The following is a 17,015-nucleotide window of genomic DNA, read 5'->3' as shown; positions in this document are numbered from 1 at the left end:
GGCGCGCACGTACCGCGCGGGCGCACCGGGCGCACCGGGCGCACCGCGCGCACAGACGAAACGGCGGTGGGGGGGGGCGCCCCGGGGGGGGGGGGGCCCCCGCCGCCCCCCCCCCCGGCCCCCCGGCGCCCCCCCCCCGCCCCCCCCCCCCCCGGGGGGGGGCCCCCCCCCGGGGGGGCCGCCCCCCACCGCCGTTGAGGCGTACGGACCGGTCAGCGGCTGTTCGCCGGCAGCCAGCCCGTCTGGACCAGCTGCGCACCGCGCTTACGCGTGATGAACGTGGCCCGTCCCGGCGTCAGGCTCTGACCCTTGACGTTGCCCATCAGCGGGCCCTCGGACGGGTCGGCGGACAGGAGCAGACCCTGCGCACCGAGCTCCTTCGTCCGCTGCATCACCGGCTCGAACGAGGAGCGTCCGGCGCCCGAGGAGCTGCGCGCGATGATCAGGCGCAGACCCAGGTCACGGGCGAACGGCAGATACTCCAGCAGCGGCTGCAGCGGATTGCCGCTGCTGGTCGCCACCAGGTCGTAGTCGTCCACGATCACGAACGCGTCCGGCAGGTCGTACCAGCTGCGGTTGCGCAGCTGCTCCGGCGTGACGTCCGGGCCCGGCATCCGCCGGCCCAGCGAACCGGCCAGACCGCTGATGACCTCCTGCAACTGCGGCCCGGCGGCGCAGTACTTGTACAGATGGCTCTCGGGGACCTCGCCGAGCAGCGCACGACGGTAGTCGGAGACCACCATCAGTGCCTTGTCGGAGGGGTACCGCTCGGCGATCTGCTTGGTCAGCAGGCGCAGCAGCGAGGACTTTCCGGACTCGCTCTCGCCGTAGATGACCAGCAGCGGGTCGGTCTCGAAGTCGATGAACGCCGGCGACAGCGTGGTCTCGTCGACACCGATCGCGATGCCGTGATCCGGGTAGTCGTTGCCCTTGGGCAGCTCGTTGACGTGCAGCATCGTCGGCAGCATCCGCACCGCGGGGGCGGGCTCGCCCTGCCAGTGCTCGCTGACCGTCGACACCAGGTTCGCGATGCCCTCGCTCAGCGTCTCCGGGTCGCTCATCCCGTCCAGCCGCGGCAGCGCCGCCAGGAAGTCGAGCTTCTCGGGGGACATACCGCGACCGGGCTTGCCCATCGGGACGTTCTCCGCGCGCTTGCGGTCGAACTCCGACTCCATCGGGTCGCCCAGGCGCAGCTCGACGCGGTTGAGGAGCTGGTCGCGCAGCGCGGGCCGCACCTCGGTGTAGCGCGAACCGGCGATGATCAGGTGGACGCCGAAACCGAGACCCCGGGCGGCGATGTCCAGGATCACCGGGTCCATCTGCTCGTAGTCGGTCTTGAACGTCCCCCAGCCGTCGATGACCAGGAAGACGTCGCCCCACTTCTGGTCGGGGTAGGCGCCCGAGGCCCGCCGCTGGCGGTAGGTGCCGATCGAGTCGATGCTGTTGGCGCGGAAGAACTCCTCCCGCTCGTTGAGGATGCCGACGACCTCGGAGACCGTACGGCGCACCTTCTCCGCGTCCAGACGCGAGGCGACACCACCGACGTGCGGCAGGCCCTCCATGGCCAGCATGCCGCCGCCACCGAAGTCGAGGCAGTAGAACTGCACCTCGGACGGGGTGTGGGTGAGCGCGAACGAGGCGATGGCGGACCGGATCAGCGTGGACTTGCCGGACTGCGGACCACCCACGACCAGGCCGTGACCGGCACCGGCGGAGAAGTCCAGGTACATCACGTCACGCCGCTGCTCGAACGGCTTGTCCACCAGCGCCACCGGCACCACGAGCTTGCCGAGCGCGGTGTACTCCGGCGCGTGCACCCCCCGTTCGGGCGTGACCGCGAGCGTCGGCAGCAACTGGTTGACGGTCGGCGCCTCGTCCAGCGGCGGCAGCCACACCTGGTGCGCCGGCGGGCCCTGGCCCTGCATGCGCTGGACGATGACGTCGAGCACGGTGTCGGCCAGCGCGTCGTCCTGCTCCGGCTCGGCCGGCGCGACCGGCGTGGGGTCGTCGATGATCTGCTCGACGACCGGGGCCGCCGTGAACGGCACCGGCAGCCGGTTCGTCCGGCTGCCGCCGGAACCGCCGCCGGCACCGGGACCGCGGTACGGGCCCGAGACATACGCGGCCTTGAACTGGACCATCGTCTCGGTGTCGTACTTGAGGATGCCGGAACCGGGGACGTTCGGCAGGTGGTAGGCGTCCGGCACGCCGATCGCGGTCCGCGACTCAGCCGCGGAGAAGGTCCGCAGACCCAGCCGGTAGGACAGGAAGGTGTCCAGGCCGCGCAGCTTGCCCTCTTCCAGGCGCTGCGAGGCGAGGAGCATGTGCACACCCATCGACCGGCCGATACGGCCGATCTGGATGAACATGTCGATGAAGTCGGGCTTGGCGGTCAGCAGCTCGGAGAACTCGTCGAGCACCATCACCAGCGAGGGCAGCGGGTCCAGCGGGGCACCCGCGGCACGCGCCTTCTCGTAGTCGGTGATGTTGGCGTAGTTGCCCGCCGAGCGCAGCAGCTCCTGACGGCGCTGGAGTTCACCGGTGATCGAGTCGCGCATGCGGTCGATCAGCGTGACGTCCTCACCGAGGTTGGTGATGACCGCCGCGACGTGCGGCATCTCCGACATGCCGGTGAAGGTGGCGCCACCCTTGAAGTCCGCGAGGATGAAGTTGAGGGTTTCCGAGGAGTGGGTGACCGCGAGCGCCAGCACCAGGGTGCGCAGCACCTCGGACTTACCGGAACCGGTCGCACCGACACACAGACCGTGCGGGCCCATGCCCTCCTGCGAGGCCTCCTTGATGTCGAGCATGACGGGCTGGCCGTCCTTGTCGACACCGATCGGCACCCGCAGCCGCTCGTGGAGCGTGCGCGGCCGCCAGGTACGCGACACATCGACGGAACCGGCGTCACCCAGGTTCAGCAGATCGGTGAAGTCCAGGTTCGACAGCAGCGGTTCCTCGCCGTCCGCCCCGGAGCCCGCCCGCAGCGGGGCCAGCTGGCGCGCCAGCGCCTCCGACTCGGCGATCGACAGCGTGTCGCAGACACCGTGGTAGACCGCGCCGCCGGCCGACTCCAGCACCAGCTTGCCCGGCCACACCTGGACGGCCAGGCCGCCGCGGATCTCGTCCAGATCGCCCGGGACGACCTCCAGGATGGTGACGCCCTGCAGGCCCTCGGCCCCGGCGATCACCGAATCCATCGGCACGTCGCCGCCGTCCAGCACGACCAGCACATGCGGGGTGTCGGTCACCGGAGTGCCCTGCGGGTTGAACCGGCCGCGGCCCTCCAGCTCGTCCGCCAGCAGCTCCTCGATCTCACCGAGGTCACCGACGACCAGCCGGCGGCTGCCTGCGCCGTCCGTCGTCTTGCCCTGCGCATGCGGCAGCCACTTGGTCCACTCCCACTCCGCCTGCGCACCGGGCGCGGCGACAACGGCCACCACCAGGTCCTCGGGCGAGTGCAGGGTGCACAGCTGGGCGACGATGGCGCGCGAGGCGCCGTAGACCGTGTCCGGGTCGCCGGAGACGGTCAGGTGGTAGAAGGCGCGCAGCGAGACCGCCAGCGGCAGGTCGTCCAGCTGCCCGTGCTTGTCGAGGAATTCCTTCATCGCATGCGCGGTGAGCGGTTCCAGCTCGTCGACCGGAGCGGTCTCCGGAGCCCGCAGGGGAGTGGCCAGCTGCTGCGGCCCCAGCCCCAGCCGTACCTGCCCGAAGTCCGGATCGCCCGCCCGGCGCTCCCATACGCGTTTGCCCTCGGCCACGATCGACCACAACTGGCTCGGGTCGGGGTGGGTGAACAGCTGCGCGTCGCGCTGCTTGCGCGCGGTGCGCCGTACCTCTTTCCGCTTCTGCGTAAGGTACTTGAGGTAATCCTGGCGTTCCTGGAGCATTTGCCCGGAAGGCCCTTGGCGGGCTTTGACGATCTGCACGATCGCCATTGCCAGGGTGGACGCCACCATAAAGCCGCCCATGATTTTCATGAACGGCTGGTTGCCCATGAACAAGAATCCCGCCGAAGACGCCATACCCATCATGGGCATAAGGGTCATCAGCATGTTTTCTGAATCGCCCTCACGCGGAAGCTCCGGGGGCGCCTCGAGTGTCACCTCCTCGGAGGGAACTTCGGGTGGCAGCGCGCGGGGCGGGCGCTTGACGATGACAACGCTCACCGAGGCATCAGTCCTTCATGCATCTCGCAGACTCGGACCGCCCCCGTTGGATTCGACGGTCCCCCCGGACCAAGTGCTTGGCCCGAACCAGGCGTTGATCCTACTGTCAACGGTCAAGTCTCGGGGTGGGTGGGGCGGCCGTTGAATTGGACGGTACGCTGACGCCTCGCGAGCGTGCCCACAGCCCCGAAGTGACGGCTCTATATATAGGGCGCGCGACGCGACAAAACGCCCAACGGATAGGGGGAACCGCCAGGTGAGCACGAGCACTGGCACCGGCTTTTGCCGGGTCACAGTCGCCGCGCCGGACGCACGGATTGACGTGGCTCTGCCGGAGGACGTCGCACTCGTCGACATTTATCCGGAGATTCTGAGGCTCTCCGGTCAGTCGCAGGCGGAGGGCGCTCCGACCGGCTATCACCTAGTACGCCGCGACGGCACGGTTCTTGACGCCGGACAGTCGCTGGCGCAGCAGCAGATTCTCGACGGCGACCTTCTTCTCCTGAAGCCGTTCGCCGAGTCGCTGCCGCTCCCGGTCTTCGACGATGTATCCGACGCCGTCGCCTCCGCGGTCAAGCGCAACCGCAGCCGCTGGAGCGACGACCTCATGCGCGTCGTCGGCCTCACCGCGGGTGTGCTGCTGCTCGTCATGATGGCGTTCGCCCTGTGGGTCTCCGAGCCCGAGCACCGCGACATGCACCGCCTGCCCGGCATCATCGCCGGTGTCGTCGGCATCGTGCTGGTCGCGCTGTCCGGCGTCCGCGCCCGCGTCTACGACGACCACGGCTCCTCCATCGCGCTGGGCCTGGCCTCGCTTCCGCACCTCCTGCTCGCCGGCTCCGGCATCTTCCCCGTCGACGCCGGCACCGACCCCGGCCGGCTGCACCTCCTCGTCGGCTGTGTGACCGTACTGATCGCCTCCGCGCTGCTGGTGGTCATGCTGCCGCGCGGTGACGCCCCCTTCGTCGCCGCCGCGTTCCTGGCCGCCACGGGGACCCTCGCGGTCTTCGCCGCGATCCTCACCGACGCCTCGCCCAGTGAGGTCGCCGCCGTCACCGCCGTCGTCTCCATCGCCCTGGTCGCCTGGCTGCCCGGCCTCTCCGCACGCTTCGCCCGGCTGCCCATCGGCTACAAGTCGCCCGACCAGATCGCCAAGGGCTCCTACGACAACGGCGGCGAGACCGAGTCCGTCGACTTCGTCAAGATCGGCAACCAGGCCAAGCGCGGGCACGAGCTGCTGCTCGGCCTCGTCGCCGGCTGCGCCGCCCTGACCGTCGGCTCGGCCGGTGTGGTCCTCGGCTTCTCGGACAACGTGTGGGCCCAGCTGCTCGCGCTGGCCGCCGGCATCACGATCATGCTCCGTGCCCGGCTCTTCGACTACACCGCGCAGGTCGCCTGCCTGACCATCGCCGGCATCCTCACGATCGTCCTGCTCATCCTGGGTATCGCGCTGAACCCGCCGACGGAGATGTTCATCGATCTGGCCCGCTACCAGGACTCAGGTCCGCTGAACATCCACACCGTCTGGTTCTCCGGCAGCATCGCGGCGGGCGCCGCCCTCCTGGTCAGCGTCGGCCTGATCGTCCCCCAGAAGGGTGTCACCCCCTTCTGGGGCCGGATCTTCGACATCTTCGACGGCCTGGTCCTGCTCTCCCTGGTGCCGCTGTGCCTGGCGGTCCTGGACGTGTACGGCAAGGTGCGCGGCCTGACCACCAGCTGAGGCCCCGCTCACCGGCCCGTTCCACGGCCCCCCGACCACCCGGTCGGGGGGCCGTTTTGAGCTGGTACGCTGTGTGACGGCCCGGATGAGTCATCCAAGATTCCCTGTGAGGTAAACCAGGGGCGCTCACCGGCCGGAACCCTGAGGAGTACCGCGTGTCGCTCGACGCCGCTACGAAGAAGCAGATCATGGCCGAGTTCGCCACCAAGGAGGGTGACACCGGCTCCCCCGAGGTCCAGGTCGCGATGCTCTCCCGCCGCATCTCGGACCTGACCGAGCACCTCAAGACCCACAAGCACGACCACCACTCCCGCCGTGGTCTGCTGCTGCTCGTCGGCCAGCGCCGCCGTCTGCTGCAGTACCTGGCGAAGAAGGACATCACGCGCTTCCGTGCGCTGGTCGAGCGCCTGGGCATCCGCCGCGGCGCGGCGGGCGCCAAGTAAGACGCCGTAGAGGGAGCGGTTCCTACCAGGGGCCGCTCCCTTTGCCATAGGCGCCGGACACTCGCGCCACCTCATGGTGGACGGAAGCTTTGTAGTCTGGTGCCATATCGCAAAACTGAACGCGGTAGGAGCGCCACCTGGCCGCCGGTCCTCGGTAGTGGCCCCCGGACGATCCATGGACGCCATGTGTCATCACTCCGGGTGCTTCGATCGAAGACCGGCCCGCACCGGCGCTCCACCGAAGACGGTCCGCAGCCATACGGGCAGCGGACGCAGACGAGGAGATATCCCTGGTGGAGAACGAGACCCACTACGCCGAAGCCGTGATCGACAACGGCCCCTTCGGCACCCGCACCATCCGCTTCGAGACGGGCCGCCTGGCCAAGCAGGCCGCCGGCTCCGCCGTGGCGTACCTGGACGACGACACCATGGTGCTGTCGGCCACCTCCGCTTCCAAGACGCCGAAGGACCAGCTGGACTTCTTCCCGCTGACCGTCGACGTCGAGGAGCGGATGTACGCAGCCGGGAAGATCCCCGGTTCCTTCTTCCGCCGTGAGGGCCGTCCCTCCGAGGACGCCATCCTCACCTGCCGGCTGATCGACCGGCCGCTGCGCCCCTCCTTCAAGAAGGGCCTGCGCAACGAGATCCAGATCGTCGAGACGGTCATGGCGCTCAACCCCGACCACCTCTACGACGTGGTCGCCATCAACGCCGCCTCCTGCTCCACCCAGCTCGCGGGCCTGCCCTTCTCCGGCCCGGTCGGCGGCACCCGGGTGGCCCTGATCAACGGCCAGTGGGTGGCGTTCCCGACCCACACCGAGCTCGAGGACGCCGTCTTCGACATGGTCGTGGCCGGCCGCGTCCTCCCGGACGGCGACGTCGCGATCATGATGGTCGAGGCCGAGGCCACCGAGAAGACCATCCAGCTGGTCAAGGACGGCGCCGAGGCCCCGACCGAAGAGGTCGTCGCCGCCGGTCTCGAGGCCGCCAAGCCCTTCATCAAGGTCCTGTGCAAGGCCCAGTCGGACCTCGCCGCCAAGGCCGCCAAGCCCGTCGGCGAGTTCCCGGTCTTCCTCGACTACCAGGACGACGTCCTGGAGGCGCTCACCGCCGCGGTCAAGGACGAGCTCTCCCAGGCGCTGACCATCGCCGGCAAGCAGGAGCGCGAGGCCGAGCTGGACCGCGTCAAGGCTGTCGCCGCCGAGAAGCTGCTCCCGCAGTTCGAGGGCCGCGAGAAGGAGATCTCCGCCGCGTACCGTTCGCTGACCAAGAGCCTGGTCCGCGAGCGCGTCATCAAGGAGAAGAAGCGCATCGACGGCCGCGGCGTCACGGACATCCGTACGCTCGCCGCCGAGGTCGAGGCCATCCCGCGGGTGCACGGTTCCGCGCTGTTCGAGCGTGGCGAGACCCAGATCCTGGGCGTCACCACCCTCAACATGCTCCGCATGGAGCAGCAGCTGGACACCCTCTCCCCGGTGACCCGCAAGCGCTACATGCACAACTACAACTTCCCGCCGTACTCCGTCGGTGAGACCGGCCGCGTGGGTGCGCCCAAGCGCCGCGAGATCGGCCACGGTGCGCTCGCCGAGCGCGCCATCGTGCCGGTGCTGCCGACCCGCGAGGAGTTCCCCTACGCGATCCGCCAGGTCTCCGAGGCGCTGGGCTCCAACGGCTCGACGTCCATGGGCTCGGTCTGCGCCTCGACCATGTCGCTGCTGAACGCCGGTGTGCCCCTCAAGGCCCCGGTCGCCGGTATCGCCATGGGCCTGATCTCCCAGGAGATCGACGGCCAGACCCACTACGTCGCCCTCACCGACATCCTCGGTGCGGAGGACGCCTTCGGTGACATGGACTTCAAGGTCGCCGGCACCAAGCAGTTCGTGACCGCGCTGCAGCTCGACACCAAGCTCGACGGCATCCCCGCCTCGGTCCTGGCCGCCGCGCTGAAGCAGGCCCGCGACGCGCGTCTGCACATCCTCGACGTCATGAACGAGGCCATCGACGTTCCGGACGAGATGTCCCCGAACGCCCCGCGGATCATCACCGTCAAGATCCCCGTGGACAAGATCGGTGAGGTCATCGGCCCCAAGGGCAAGATGATCAACCAGATCCAGGAGGACACCGGCGCCGACATCACGATCGAGGACGACGGCACCATCTACATCGGTGCCGCCGACGGCCCGGCCGCCGAGGCCGCCCGCGCCACGATCAACGGCATCGCCAACCCGACCATGCCGGAGGTCGGCGAGCGCTACCTGGGCACGGTCGTCAAGACCACCACCTTCGGTGCGTTCGTCTCCCTGCTCCCGGGCAAGGACGGCCTGCTGCACATCTCGCAGATCCGCAAGCTCGCCGGTGGCAAGCGCGTGGAGAACGTCGAGGACGTGCTCGGCGTGGGCGCCAAGGTCCAGGTCGAGATCGCCGAGATCGACCAGCGCGGCAAGCTCTCCCTGATCCCCGTGATCGAGGAAGAGGACGCGGACGCGGACACGAAGGACGACGCCGCCAAGTGACGTCCCGTACGCACGCGACGACGGCCCGCACCTCTTCGGAGGGGCGGGCCGTCGCCCGTACCCAAACGCTTCTCAAGGGCACCGCGGGCGCCGGAACGGTCCGCCGGACCACCCTGCCCGGCGGTCTGCGGATCGTCACCGAGACGCTGCCCACGGTCCGCTCCGTCACCTTCGGCATCTGGGCGCACGTCGGCTCCCGCGACGAGACCCCCTCGCTCAACGGCGCCACGCACTACCTCGAGCACCTGCTCTTCAAGGGCACCGAGCGGCGCAGCGCACTGGACATCTCCGCCGCGATCGACGAGGTCGGCGGCGAGATGAACGCCTTCACCGCGAAGGAGTACACCTGCTACTACGCGCGGGTGCTGGACAGCGATCTGCCGCTCGCCATCGACGTGGTGTGCGACATGCTCACCGGCTCGCTGGTCGAGGCCGAGGACGTGGACGCCGAGCGCGGGGTCATCCTCGAAGAGATCGCGATGACCGAGGACGACCCGGGCGACTGCGTGCACGACCTGTTCGCGCACACCATGCTCGGTGACACCCCGCTCGGCCGCCCGGTCCTGGGCACCGTCGACACCGTCAACGCCCTCACCCCCGAGCGCATCCGCCGCTTCTACAGGAAGCACTACGACCCCACGCACCTCGTCGTCACGGCCGCGGGCAACGTCGACCACGCCAAGGTCGTCCGCCTGGTCCGCCGCGCCTTCGAGCAGGCCGGGGCCCTGGAGCGTACGGACGCCGTCCCGATCGCCCCGCGCTCCGGTACCCGCGCCGTCAAGGCCGCCGGCCGCGTCGAACTGCTCAACCGCAAGACCGAGCAGGCCCATGTGATCCTCGGGATGCCGGGGCTGGCGCGCACCGACGACCGGCGCTGGGCGATGGGCGTACTGAACACCGCCCTGGGCGGCGGGATGAGCTCGCGCCTCTTCCAGGAGGTCCGCGAGAAGCGCGGCCTGGCCTACAGCGTCTACTCCTACACCTCCGGCTTCGCCGACTGCGGGCTGTTCGGCGTCTACGCCGGCTGCCGTCCCAACCAGGTGCAGGACGTCCTCAAGATCTGCCGCGACGAACTCGAGCAGGTGGCGTCCCACGGCCTCACCGACGACGAGATCCGCCGCGCGGTCGGACAGCTGCGCGGGTCCACCGTCCTCGGCCTGGAGGACAGCGGAGCGCTGATGCACCGCCTCGGCAAGAGTGAGCTGTGCTGGGGCGAACAGATGTCGGTCGACGAGATGCTGACGCGGATCGCGGCCGTCACCCCGGACGAGGTGCGCGAGGTGGCCCGCGAGGTGCTGGGCACCCGGCCCTCGCTGTCCGTCATCGGCCCCCTGAAGGACCGGCAGGCGGCCCGGCTGGACGACATCGTCGCCTAGGCCCCCGCGACACCACCAAGAGAAGGACGGGAAACGATGAGCAAGCTGCGCGTGGCCGTACTGGGAGCCCAGGGACGCCTCGGCTCCGAGACCGTACGGGCCGTCGAGGCCGCCGACGACATGGAGCTGGTGGCCGGGCTCGGCCGGGGCGACAAGCTGGAGACGCTGGTCGAGGCCGGAGCCCAGGTCGTGGTCGAGCTGACCAACCCCGGTGCCGTGATGGGCAACCTCGACTTCTGTGTGCGGCACGGCATCCACGCGGTGGTCGGAACGACCGGCTGGACCGATGAGCGCCTTGCGCAGCTGCGCACCTCGCTCGCCGCCTCGCCCGGGGCGGGCGTGCTCATCGCCCCGAACTTCTCCATCGGTGCGGTGCTGACCATGCGGTTCGCGCAGCAGGCGGCCCGCTTCTTCGAGTCGGCCGAGATCATCGAGCTGCACCACCCGAAGAAGGCGGACGCCCCGTCCGGCACCGCCACCCGCACCGCCCAGCTGATCGCCGCGGCCCGGGAGGAGGCCGGCTGCGCCCCGCAGCCGGACGCCACCACCACCGCGCTGGACGGCGCTCGTGGCGCGGACGTGGACGGCATCCCCGTGCACTCCGTGCGGCTGCGCGGTCTGCTGGCCCACCAGGAGGTACTTCTCGGCGGGGAGGGCGAAACCCTCACCATCCGCCACGACTCCCTCCACCACAGCAGCTTCATGCCGGGCATCCTGCTCGGTGTGCGCCGCGTCGTCACCACTCCGGGCCTGACCGTGGGCCTGGAAAACTTCCTCGACCTGGGCTGACGGGTATGGGCGGAAAGATCACGTACTTCTTCCTCGCCACCGTGCTGGTCCTCGTCTTCGGGGTGGTGGCGCTGGAGGGAGTACTCCTCCTGATGACCGGCGAGCCGGCTGCCATGGGCATGGGCGCGGTGGCCTTCGTGCTGCCGTTCATCGGAGCCTGGTTCCTCCGGCACAACACCCGCTTCGCGCGTGACGCCCACCGGCTGGCGCATGCCCTGGAGGCCGAGGGCGGCCTGCCGGCCGACGAGCCGGCGCGGACCCCTGGCGGCCGGGTCGACCGGGACGCCGCCGACGCGGTCTTCGCCCGGCGGCAGGCCGAGACGGAGGACGCCCCCGGCGACTGGCGTGCATGGTTCCGGCTCGCGGTCGCGTACCACGACGCCCGGGACACCCCGCGCGCCCGGAAGGCGATGCAGCGCGCCATCGCCCTGCACGACGACAAGCCCGTACCCGCCGCCTAGGGGAGACTTCCCCCAGGGCCGGTACGGGCCCGGTACCGCGCCAGGGGCGGGTCCGCGGCGCCGGGCCTCAGGCGCGGTACTCCGCCGCCCAGGCCTCCAGCACATCCGCGGCCCGCTCGAACGCCTCCGGGCGGGACAGGAAGTCGCCGTTGTGGTCCGTGAGCAGGGACCGCAGCGGTTCACCCTGCGTCCGCTCGATGATCAGCGCCTGTCCCTGCACCGTGCGCGGCAGCCCCAGCCAGCGCACCGGCTGCTGGCGCGTGCGCACGGAGGCGACGGCGCTCCAGGGTTCGGTCGTCGTACGCAGCAGATTCACCTGCCGCAGGCCGTGCGCGCTGACCCACACCCCGACCCGCAGCAGCCGCAGGGCCAGAGTGATCATCGCTGCCCCCACCACCGCACAGGCCGCGGCGCCGGGCAGCGAGCCGGCCATCGTGATGATCAGTGCGGAGATCAGCACGAACGAGGCGAGCAGCAAAAACACCGCCGCCGCCCCTACCCGCCACGGTCCGGGGCGGTAGGGACGGCGCCAGTGGTCGGGCTCGTCATGCGGCAGCGCGGCTGAATCCGCGGCACGGGTGTCGGGATCGAGGTCGCGGTCGGCCGTCAGGAAGGGCAGGGGCACGGCTGATCCTCACTCATGGGCACGCACGGAAGCTGTGACCGGTGAGGCTATCGGGACCGGCGGAGCGGAACCACTTGGCGGCACGCCCCGCCCGCCCGTTCAGCGATGCGATGCTTCGGACTGATGCACCCGGCTCGACCCGGAGCTGTCCTGCTGCAGTGCGGGAACGCCGAACAGCAGGGCGCCGGCCAGGCCGCCCACGACTGTCAGCGTGATGAGAGACTGGCCGAGGAGCTGCGCGCGCGAGGCGCGCTGCCGCGGCGGGGGAGTGACATTGCTGCGGAACCGGTCTGCCTCGGCAACGAAGGCGAACGGGACGGGCTCTCGCCGGCGGAACATGAGCGGGCTCTCCTAGGAACCTCGAAGTGGGCACTGTCACAGGGTTAGACGTTTGTGGCGTGCAGTTGGTGCCCGTTTTCAGGGACTTCTGTGAAAAATATCAACGGCCGCTCCGTGCGCTGCTACGGCGCGCCCGTTTTGCGGCTAACGCGGCATCACGCGGTGTTTCCCGGACTGTCAGTGGCGGGCCGTAGGGTGGTCGCGCACGAGGATCGATTGGAAGGAACCGCCGGTGTCCCAAACCCCCGCCGAGAGCACTGAGAGCCCCGACAGTGCAGCCGTCAGCTTCCGGAGCGAGGTGACGGTCGAGCTGGTCAAGCACAGCGCCGCGGACAGCGACGTGCTGTGGGCGGCCCGGGTCTCCACGGCCGGTGAGCAGTCCCTGGAGGAGCTGCAGAAGGACCCGGAGCGCTCCAAGGGCCTGATCAACTACCTCATGCGGGACCGGCACGGCAGCCCCTTCGAGCACAACTCCATGACGTTCTTCATCAGCGCGCCGATCTTCGTCTTCCGCGAGTTCATGCGCCACCGCGTCGGCTGGTCGTACAACGAGGAGTCGGGCCGCTACCGCCGGCTGGACCCGGTCTTCTACGTCCCCGGCGAGTCCCGCAAGCTCGTCCAGCAGGGCCGCCCCGGGAAGTACGAATTCGTCGAGGGCACCCAGGCGCAGCACGAGCTCACCGGCCGCGTCATGGAGGACTCCTACCGCCGGGCCTACGAGGCGTACCAGGAGATGCTCGCCGCCGGCGTCGCCCGCGAGGTCGCCCGCGCGGTGCTCCCGGTCGGCCTGTTCTCCTCCATGTACGCCACCTGCAACGCCCGCTCCCTGATGCACTTCCTCGGCCTGCGCACCCAGCACGAGCAGGCGAAGGTGCCGTCCTTCCCGCAGCGCGAGATCGAAATGGTCGGCGAGCAGATGGAAGCGCACTGGGCGAAGCTCATGCCGCTCACGTACGGCGCATTCAATGCGAACGGCCGGATCGCTCCGTAAGGCCCAGGTTGCGGGCCGGATACCGGAGCGCGCGGGACAGACGTGCGAAGTGTCCGGATTGCGGCATTTTGAGAAGTTCATCTACGCTGAACAGACGGACCCGGCACTGCTTGAACCCCCGAGCAGGCAGTGCCGGAGTCCACATCCCTGCTCCCCAGAGGCGCATCCCGCGGTGAGCTACGAGTAGCGTGGGACCCATGGCTCCGACTTCCACACCGCAGACCCCCTTCGGGCGGGTGCTGACCGCCATGGTCACGCCGTTCACGCCGGATGGCGCCCTCGATCTCGATGGCGCACAGCGGCTGGCTGCCCACCTGGTGGACGCCGGCAACGACGGTCTCGTCGTCAACGGCACCACCGGAGAGTCCCCGACCACCAGCGATGCGGAGAAAGCCCAGCTGGTCCGCGCGGTGGTCGATGCGGTCGGCGATCGCGCCTTTGTGGTCGCCGGAGCCGGTACCAATGACACCCGCCACAGCCTGGAGCTGGCACGCGCCGCCCAGGACGCCGGCGCCCACGGTCTGCTCGCGGTGACGCCGTACTACAGCAAGCCCCCGCAGGAGGGCCTGCTCCGGCACTTCACGGCCATCGCCGACGCCACCGACCTGCCGGTCATGCTCTACGACATCCCCGGCCGCAGTGGTGTCCCGATCAACACCGAGACCATCGTCCGGCTCGCCGAGCACCCCCGGATCGTCGCCAACAAGGACGCCAAGGGAGACCTCGGCCGCGCCAGCTGGGCCATCGCCCGCTCCAGCCTCGCCTGGTACAGCGGCGACGACATGCTCAACCTCCCGCTGCTCTCGGTCGGTGCCGTCGGTTTCGTCTCCGTGGTCGGCCATGTCGTCACCCCCGAGCTGCGCGCCCTCCTGGACGCCCACCTCAATGGCGACGTCACCAAGGCCACCGAGATCCACCAGAAGCTGCTGCCCGTCTTCACCGGCATGTTCCGCACCCAGGGCGTCATCACGACCAAGGCCGCCCTCGGCCTCCAGGGTCTGCCCGCCGGGCCGCTGCGGCTGCCGCTCGTGGAGCTCTCCCCCGAGGAGACCGAACAGCTCACGCGCGATCTCGCCGCCGGCGGGGTACAGCTCTGATCACAAGCTTCACAACTGAATACGGACCAACAACCGCCTCATAGCAAGTGCACGAATGTCATGCGCGCCACGTGCCCTCGACGGCAGCGTGGCGTGTGTGGTGAGGAGAGTCTTTTGAGTCATCCGCATCCTGAGCTCGGCGCCCCGCCGAAGCTTCCCAAGGGTGGCCTGCGCGTCACCCCCCTCGGCGGCCTGGGTGAAATCGGCCGCAACATGACGGTCTTCGAGTACGGCGGCCGGCTGCTGATCGTCGACTGCGGAGTGCTCTTCCCCGAGGAGGAGCAGCCCGGAATCGACCTGATCCTGCCGGACTTCACGTCCATCAGGGATCGGCTCGACGACATCGACGGCATCGTGCTGACCCACGGCCACGAGGACCACATCGGCGGTGTCCCCTACCTCCTGCGGGAGAAGCCGGACATCCCCCTCATCGGTTCGAAGCTGACCCTCGCGCTCATCGAGGCCAAGCTCCAGGAGCACCGCATCCGTCCCTACACCCTCGAGGTGCAGGAGGGGCACACGGAGCGGATCGGCTCCTTCGACTGCGAGTTCGTCGCGGTCAACCACTCCATTCCCGACGCCCTGGCCGTCGCCATCCGCACCCCCGCGGGCATGGTCGTCCACACCGGCGACTTCAAGATGGACCAGCTCCCGCTGGACCGGCGGCTCACCGACCTCCCCGCCTTCGCGCGGCTCGGCGAGGAAGGCATCGACCTTCTCCTCTCCGACTCCACGAACGCCGAGGTCCCGGGCTTCGTACCGCCCGAGCGGGACATCTCCAACGTCCTGCGCACGGTCTTCGCGAACGCCCAGAAGCGCATCATCGTCGCCAGCTTCGCCAGCCATGTGCACCGCATCCAGCAGATCCTCGACGCGGCGCACGAGTACGGCCGCCGGGTCGCCTTCGTGGGCCGTTCGATGGTCCGCAACATGGGCATCGCCCGCGAGCTGGGTTACCTGAAGGTCCCCGCCGGCCTCGTCGTGGACGTCAAGACGCTCGACGACCTCCCCGACGACGAGGTCGTGCTGGTCTGCACGGGCTCCCAGGGTGAGCCGATGGCCGCCCTCTCCCGGATGGCCAACCGCGATCACCAGATCCGGATCGTCCAGGGCGACACGGTGATCCTGGCGTCCTCCCTCATCCCGGGCAACGAGAACGCGGTCTACCGCGTGATCAACGGCCTCACCCGATGGGGTGCGGACGTCGTCCACAAGGGCAACGCCAAGGTCCATGTCTCGGGCCACGCCTCGGCCGGCGAGCTGCTGTACTTCTACAACATCTGCAAGCCGAAGAACCTCATGCCGGTCCACGGTGAATGGCGCCATCTGCGCGCCAACGCCGAGCTGGGGGCCCTGACCGGTGTTCCGAAGGAACGGATCGTCATCGCCGAAGACGGTGTCGTGGTCGACCTGGTCGGCGGTGTCGCCAAGATCGTCGGCAAGGTCCAGGCGGGCTATGTCTACGTCGACGGCCTCTCGGTCGGCGATGTCACGGAAACCCATCTCAAGGACCGCCGCATCCTGGGCGACGAAGGCATCATCTCGGTCTTCGTGGTCGTGGACAGCAGCACCGGCAAGATCGTCGGAGGCCCGGACCTGCATGCGCGCGGCTCCGGCATCGAGGACTCGGCCCTGTCGGGCGTGGTCCCCAAGATCGATGAGGCCTTGGCCAAGGCGGCCCAGGACGGTGTCGCGGACGCGCACCAGCTCCAGCAGCTGATCCGCCGCTCGGTCGGCAAGTGGGTGTCGGACAACTACCGCCGCCGCCCGATGATCCTCCCCGTGGTCGTCGAGGTCTGACGCCCAGGGCCGTACGCAGGTACTCAAGTAGGAGCGGGGGGGGGGGGGGGGGGGGGGGGGGGGGGGCCCCCCCCCCGGGCGGGGGGGGGGGGGGCCGGCGGGCCCCCCCCCCCCCCCGGGCGCCGCGCCGCCCCCCCCCCCCCCCCCCCCCCGCCCCCCCCCGCGGTGGGGGGGGCGGCGTCGCGCGGCCCGGCCCGGGGCTTGTTTCTCGGTGGGGGGGGGGGGGGGGCCCCCCCCCCGCCCCCCCCCCCCGCTCCAGTACGTTTACGTCTCCTCCTGAACGGGAAGCACCACACGCCTGTGCGTACGGAGCGCCTCCGCGAAACCAGGCGGAATTCCGGCCCAGAGCAATCTGATAAAGTCGGATCAGCCGAAAGGTAAACCCCCTCCGACGGGAAATCGGACCGAATAAGAACCGGCAACGGAACGAAATCGGATCTGATAGAGTCGGAAAGGCCGGAAAGCGAAAGCAGAACGGCCGACCCGCTCCAGCACGGGGCCAGACACGGAAACGGATCTGGTAGGTTGGAAACGCGAAGAAGCCGAAAGGCGGAAACGCACCGGCGAAAATCGGGCCCGCAAGGATCTGATAGAGTCGGAAACGCAAGACCGAAGGGAAGCGCCCGGAGAGCCTGGTGAAACAGGCGCAAAGGAAGCGTCCGTTCCTTGAGAACTCAACAGCGTGCCAAAAG

At 69.5% G+C, this 17,015-nt stretch carries 12 protein-coding genes; 9 read left to right on the top strand and 3 right to left on the bottom strand.

Translation table 11 applies throughout. The features are described 5' to 3' along the window. Positions 1–212 precede the first annotated feature (212 nt). Positions 213–4,169 carry a type VII secretion protein EccCa gene (gene eccCa / locus ACGFR7_RS17520; protein ID WP_393319471.1) on the bottom strand — a complete coding sequence of 1,319 codons (3,957 nt, stop codon included), beginning with the start codon at positions 4,167–4,169 and terminating at the stop codon, positions 213–215. 256 nt (positions 4,170–4,425) lie between these two features. Between eccCa and eccD the strand changes: the two genes are divergently transcribed. The 6 genes from eccD (at position 4,426) to ACGFR7_RS17490 (ending at position 11,471) form a co-directional block, all read left to right on the top strand. Beyond that, positions 4,426–5,889, top strand: a complete 1,464-nt coding sequence (eccD, locus tag ACGFR7_RS17515; RefSeq protein WP_393319468.1) for a type VII secretion integral membrane protein EccD — start codon at positions 4,426–4,428, stop codon at positions 5,887–5,889. A gap of 155 nt (positions 5,890–6,044) precedes the next feature. Further along, complete coding sequence (gene rpsO / locus ACGFR7_RS17510) at positions 6,045–6,332, top strand: 30S ribosomal protein S15 (protein WP_006602744.1); 288 nt, start codon at positions 6,045–6,047, stop codon at positions 6,330–6,332. A gap of 293 nt (positions 6,333–6,625) precedes the next feature. Continuing rightward, positions 6,626–8,845, top strand: a complete 2,220-nt coding sequence (locus tag ACGFR7_RS17505) for a polyribonucleotide nucleotidyltransferase (RefSeq protein ID WP_393319464.1) — start codon at positions 6,626–6,628, stop codon at positions 8,843–8,845. Continuing rightward, complete coding sequence (locus ACGFR7_RS17500; protein WP_393319461.1) at positions 8,842–10,221, top strand: M16 family metallopeptidase; 1,380 nt, start codon at positions 8,842–8,844, stop codon at positions 10,219–10,221. Before ACGFR7_RS17505 ends, ACGFR7_RS17500 begins: the two co-directional genes overlap by 4 nt. 36 nt (positions 10,222–10,257) lie before the next feature. Continuing rightward, entirely contained in the window at positions 10,258–11,010 is a 753-nt protein-coding gene (gene dapB / locus ACGFR7_RS17495; protein WP_393319459.1) for a 4-hydroxy-tetrahydrodipicolinate reductase, read from the top strand. A 5-nt stretch (positions 11,011–11,015) separates the two neighbouring features. Next, positions 11,016–11,471: a hypothetical protein gene (locus ACGFR7_RS17490; protein WP_393319456.1), complete on the top strand. Its 456-nt coding sequence runs from the start codon at positions 11,016–11,018 to the stop codon at positions 11,469–11,471. A gap of 67 nt (positions 11,472–11,538) precedes the next feature. Here the strand turns inward: ACGFR7_RS17490 and ACGFR7_RS17485 are convergent, their stop codons facing one another. Continuing rightward, positions 11,539–12,096 carry a PH domain-containing protein gene (locus ACGFR7_RS17485; protein WP_393319453.1) on the bottom strand — a complete coding sequence of 186 codons (558 nt, stop codon included), beginning with the start codon at positions 12,094–12,096 and terminating at the stop codon, positions 11,539–11,541. A 99-nt stretch (positions 12,097–12,195) separates the two neighbouring features. Then, a complete protein-coding gene (locus ACGFR7_RS17480; protein WP_088800359.1) occupies positions 12,196–12,435 on the bottom strand; it encodes a hypothetical protein in 240 nt (79 codons plus the stop codon). Between the two features lie 232 nt (positions 12,436–12,667). Between ACGFR7_RS17480 and thyX the strand changes: the two genes are divergently transcribed. From thyX to ACGFR7_RS17465, 3 genes are all read left to right on the top strand, one after another. After that, a complete protein-coding gene (gene thyX, locus ACGFR7_RS17475) occupies positions 12,668–13,426 on the top strand; it encodes an FAD-dependent thymidylate synthase (protein ID WP_393319450.1) in 759 nt (252 codons plus the stop codon). Positions 13,427–13,623: 197 nt separating this feature from the next. Continuing rightward, on the top strand, positions 13,624–14,523 hold the full coding sequence (dapA, locus tag ACGFR7_RS17470) for a 4-hydroxy-tetrahydrodipicolinate synthase (RefSeq protein WP_088800361.1): 900 nt from the start codon (positions 13,624–13,626) through the stop codon (positions 14,521–14,523). Between the two features lie 114 nt (positions 14,524–14,637). Then, positions 14,638–16,323 carry a ribonuclease J gene (locus tag ACGFR7_RS17465; protein ID WP_088800362.1) on the top strand — a complete coding sequence of 562 codons (1,686 nt, stop codon included), beginning with the start codon at positions 14,638–14,640 and terminating at the stop codon, positions 16,321–16,323. Positions 16,324–17,015: the final 692 nt, after the last annotated feature.

The sequence above is a fragment of the Streptomyces sp. NPDC048516 genome (assembly GCF_043199875.1).
Taxonomy (GTDB): domain Bacteria; phylum Actinomycetota; class Actinomycetes; order Streptomycetales; family Streptomycetaceae; genus Streptomyces.
This window is presented reverse-complemented; position numbering and strand designations above follow the sequence as displayed.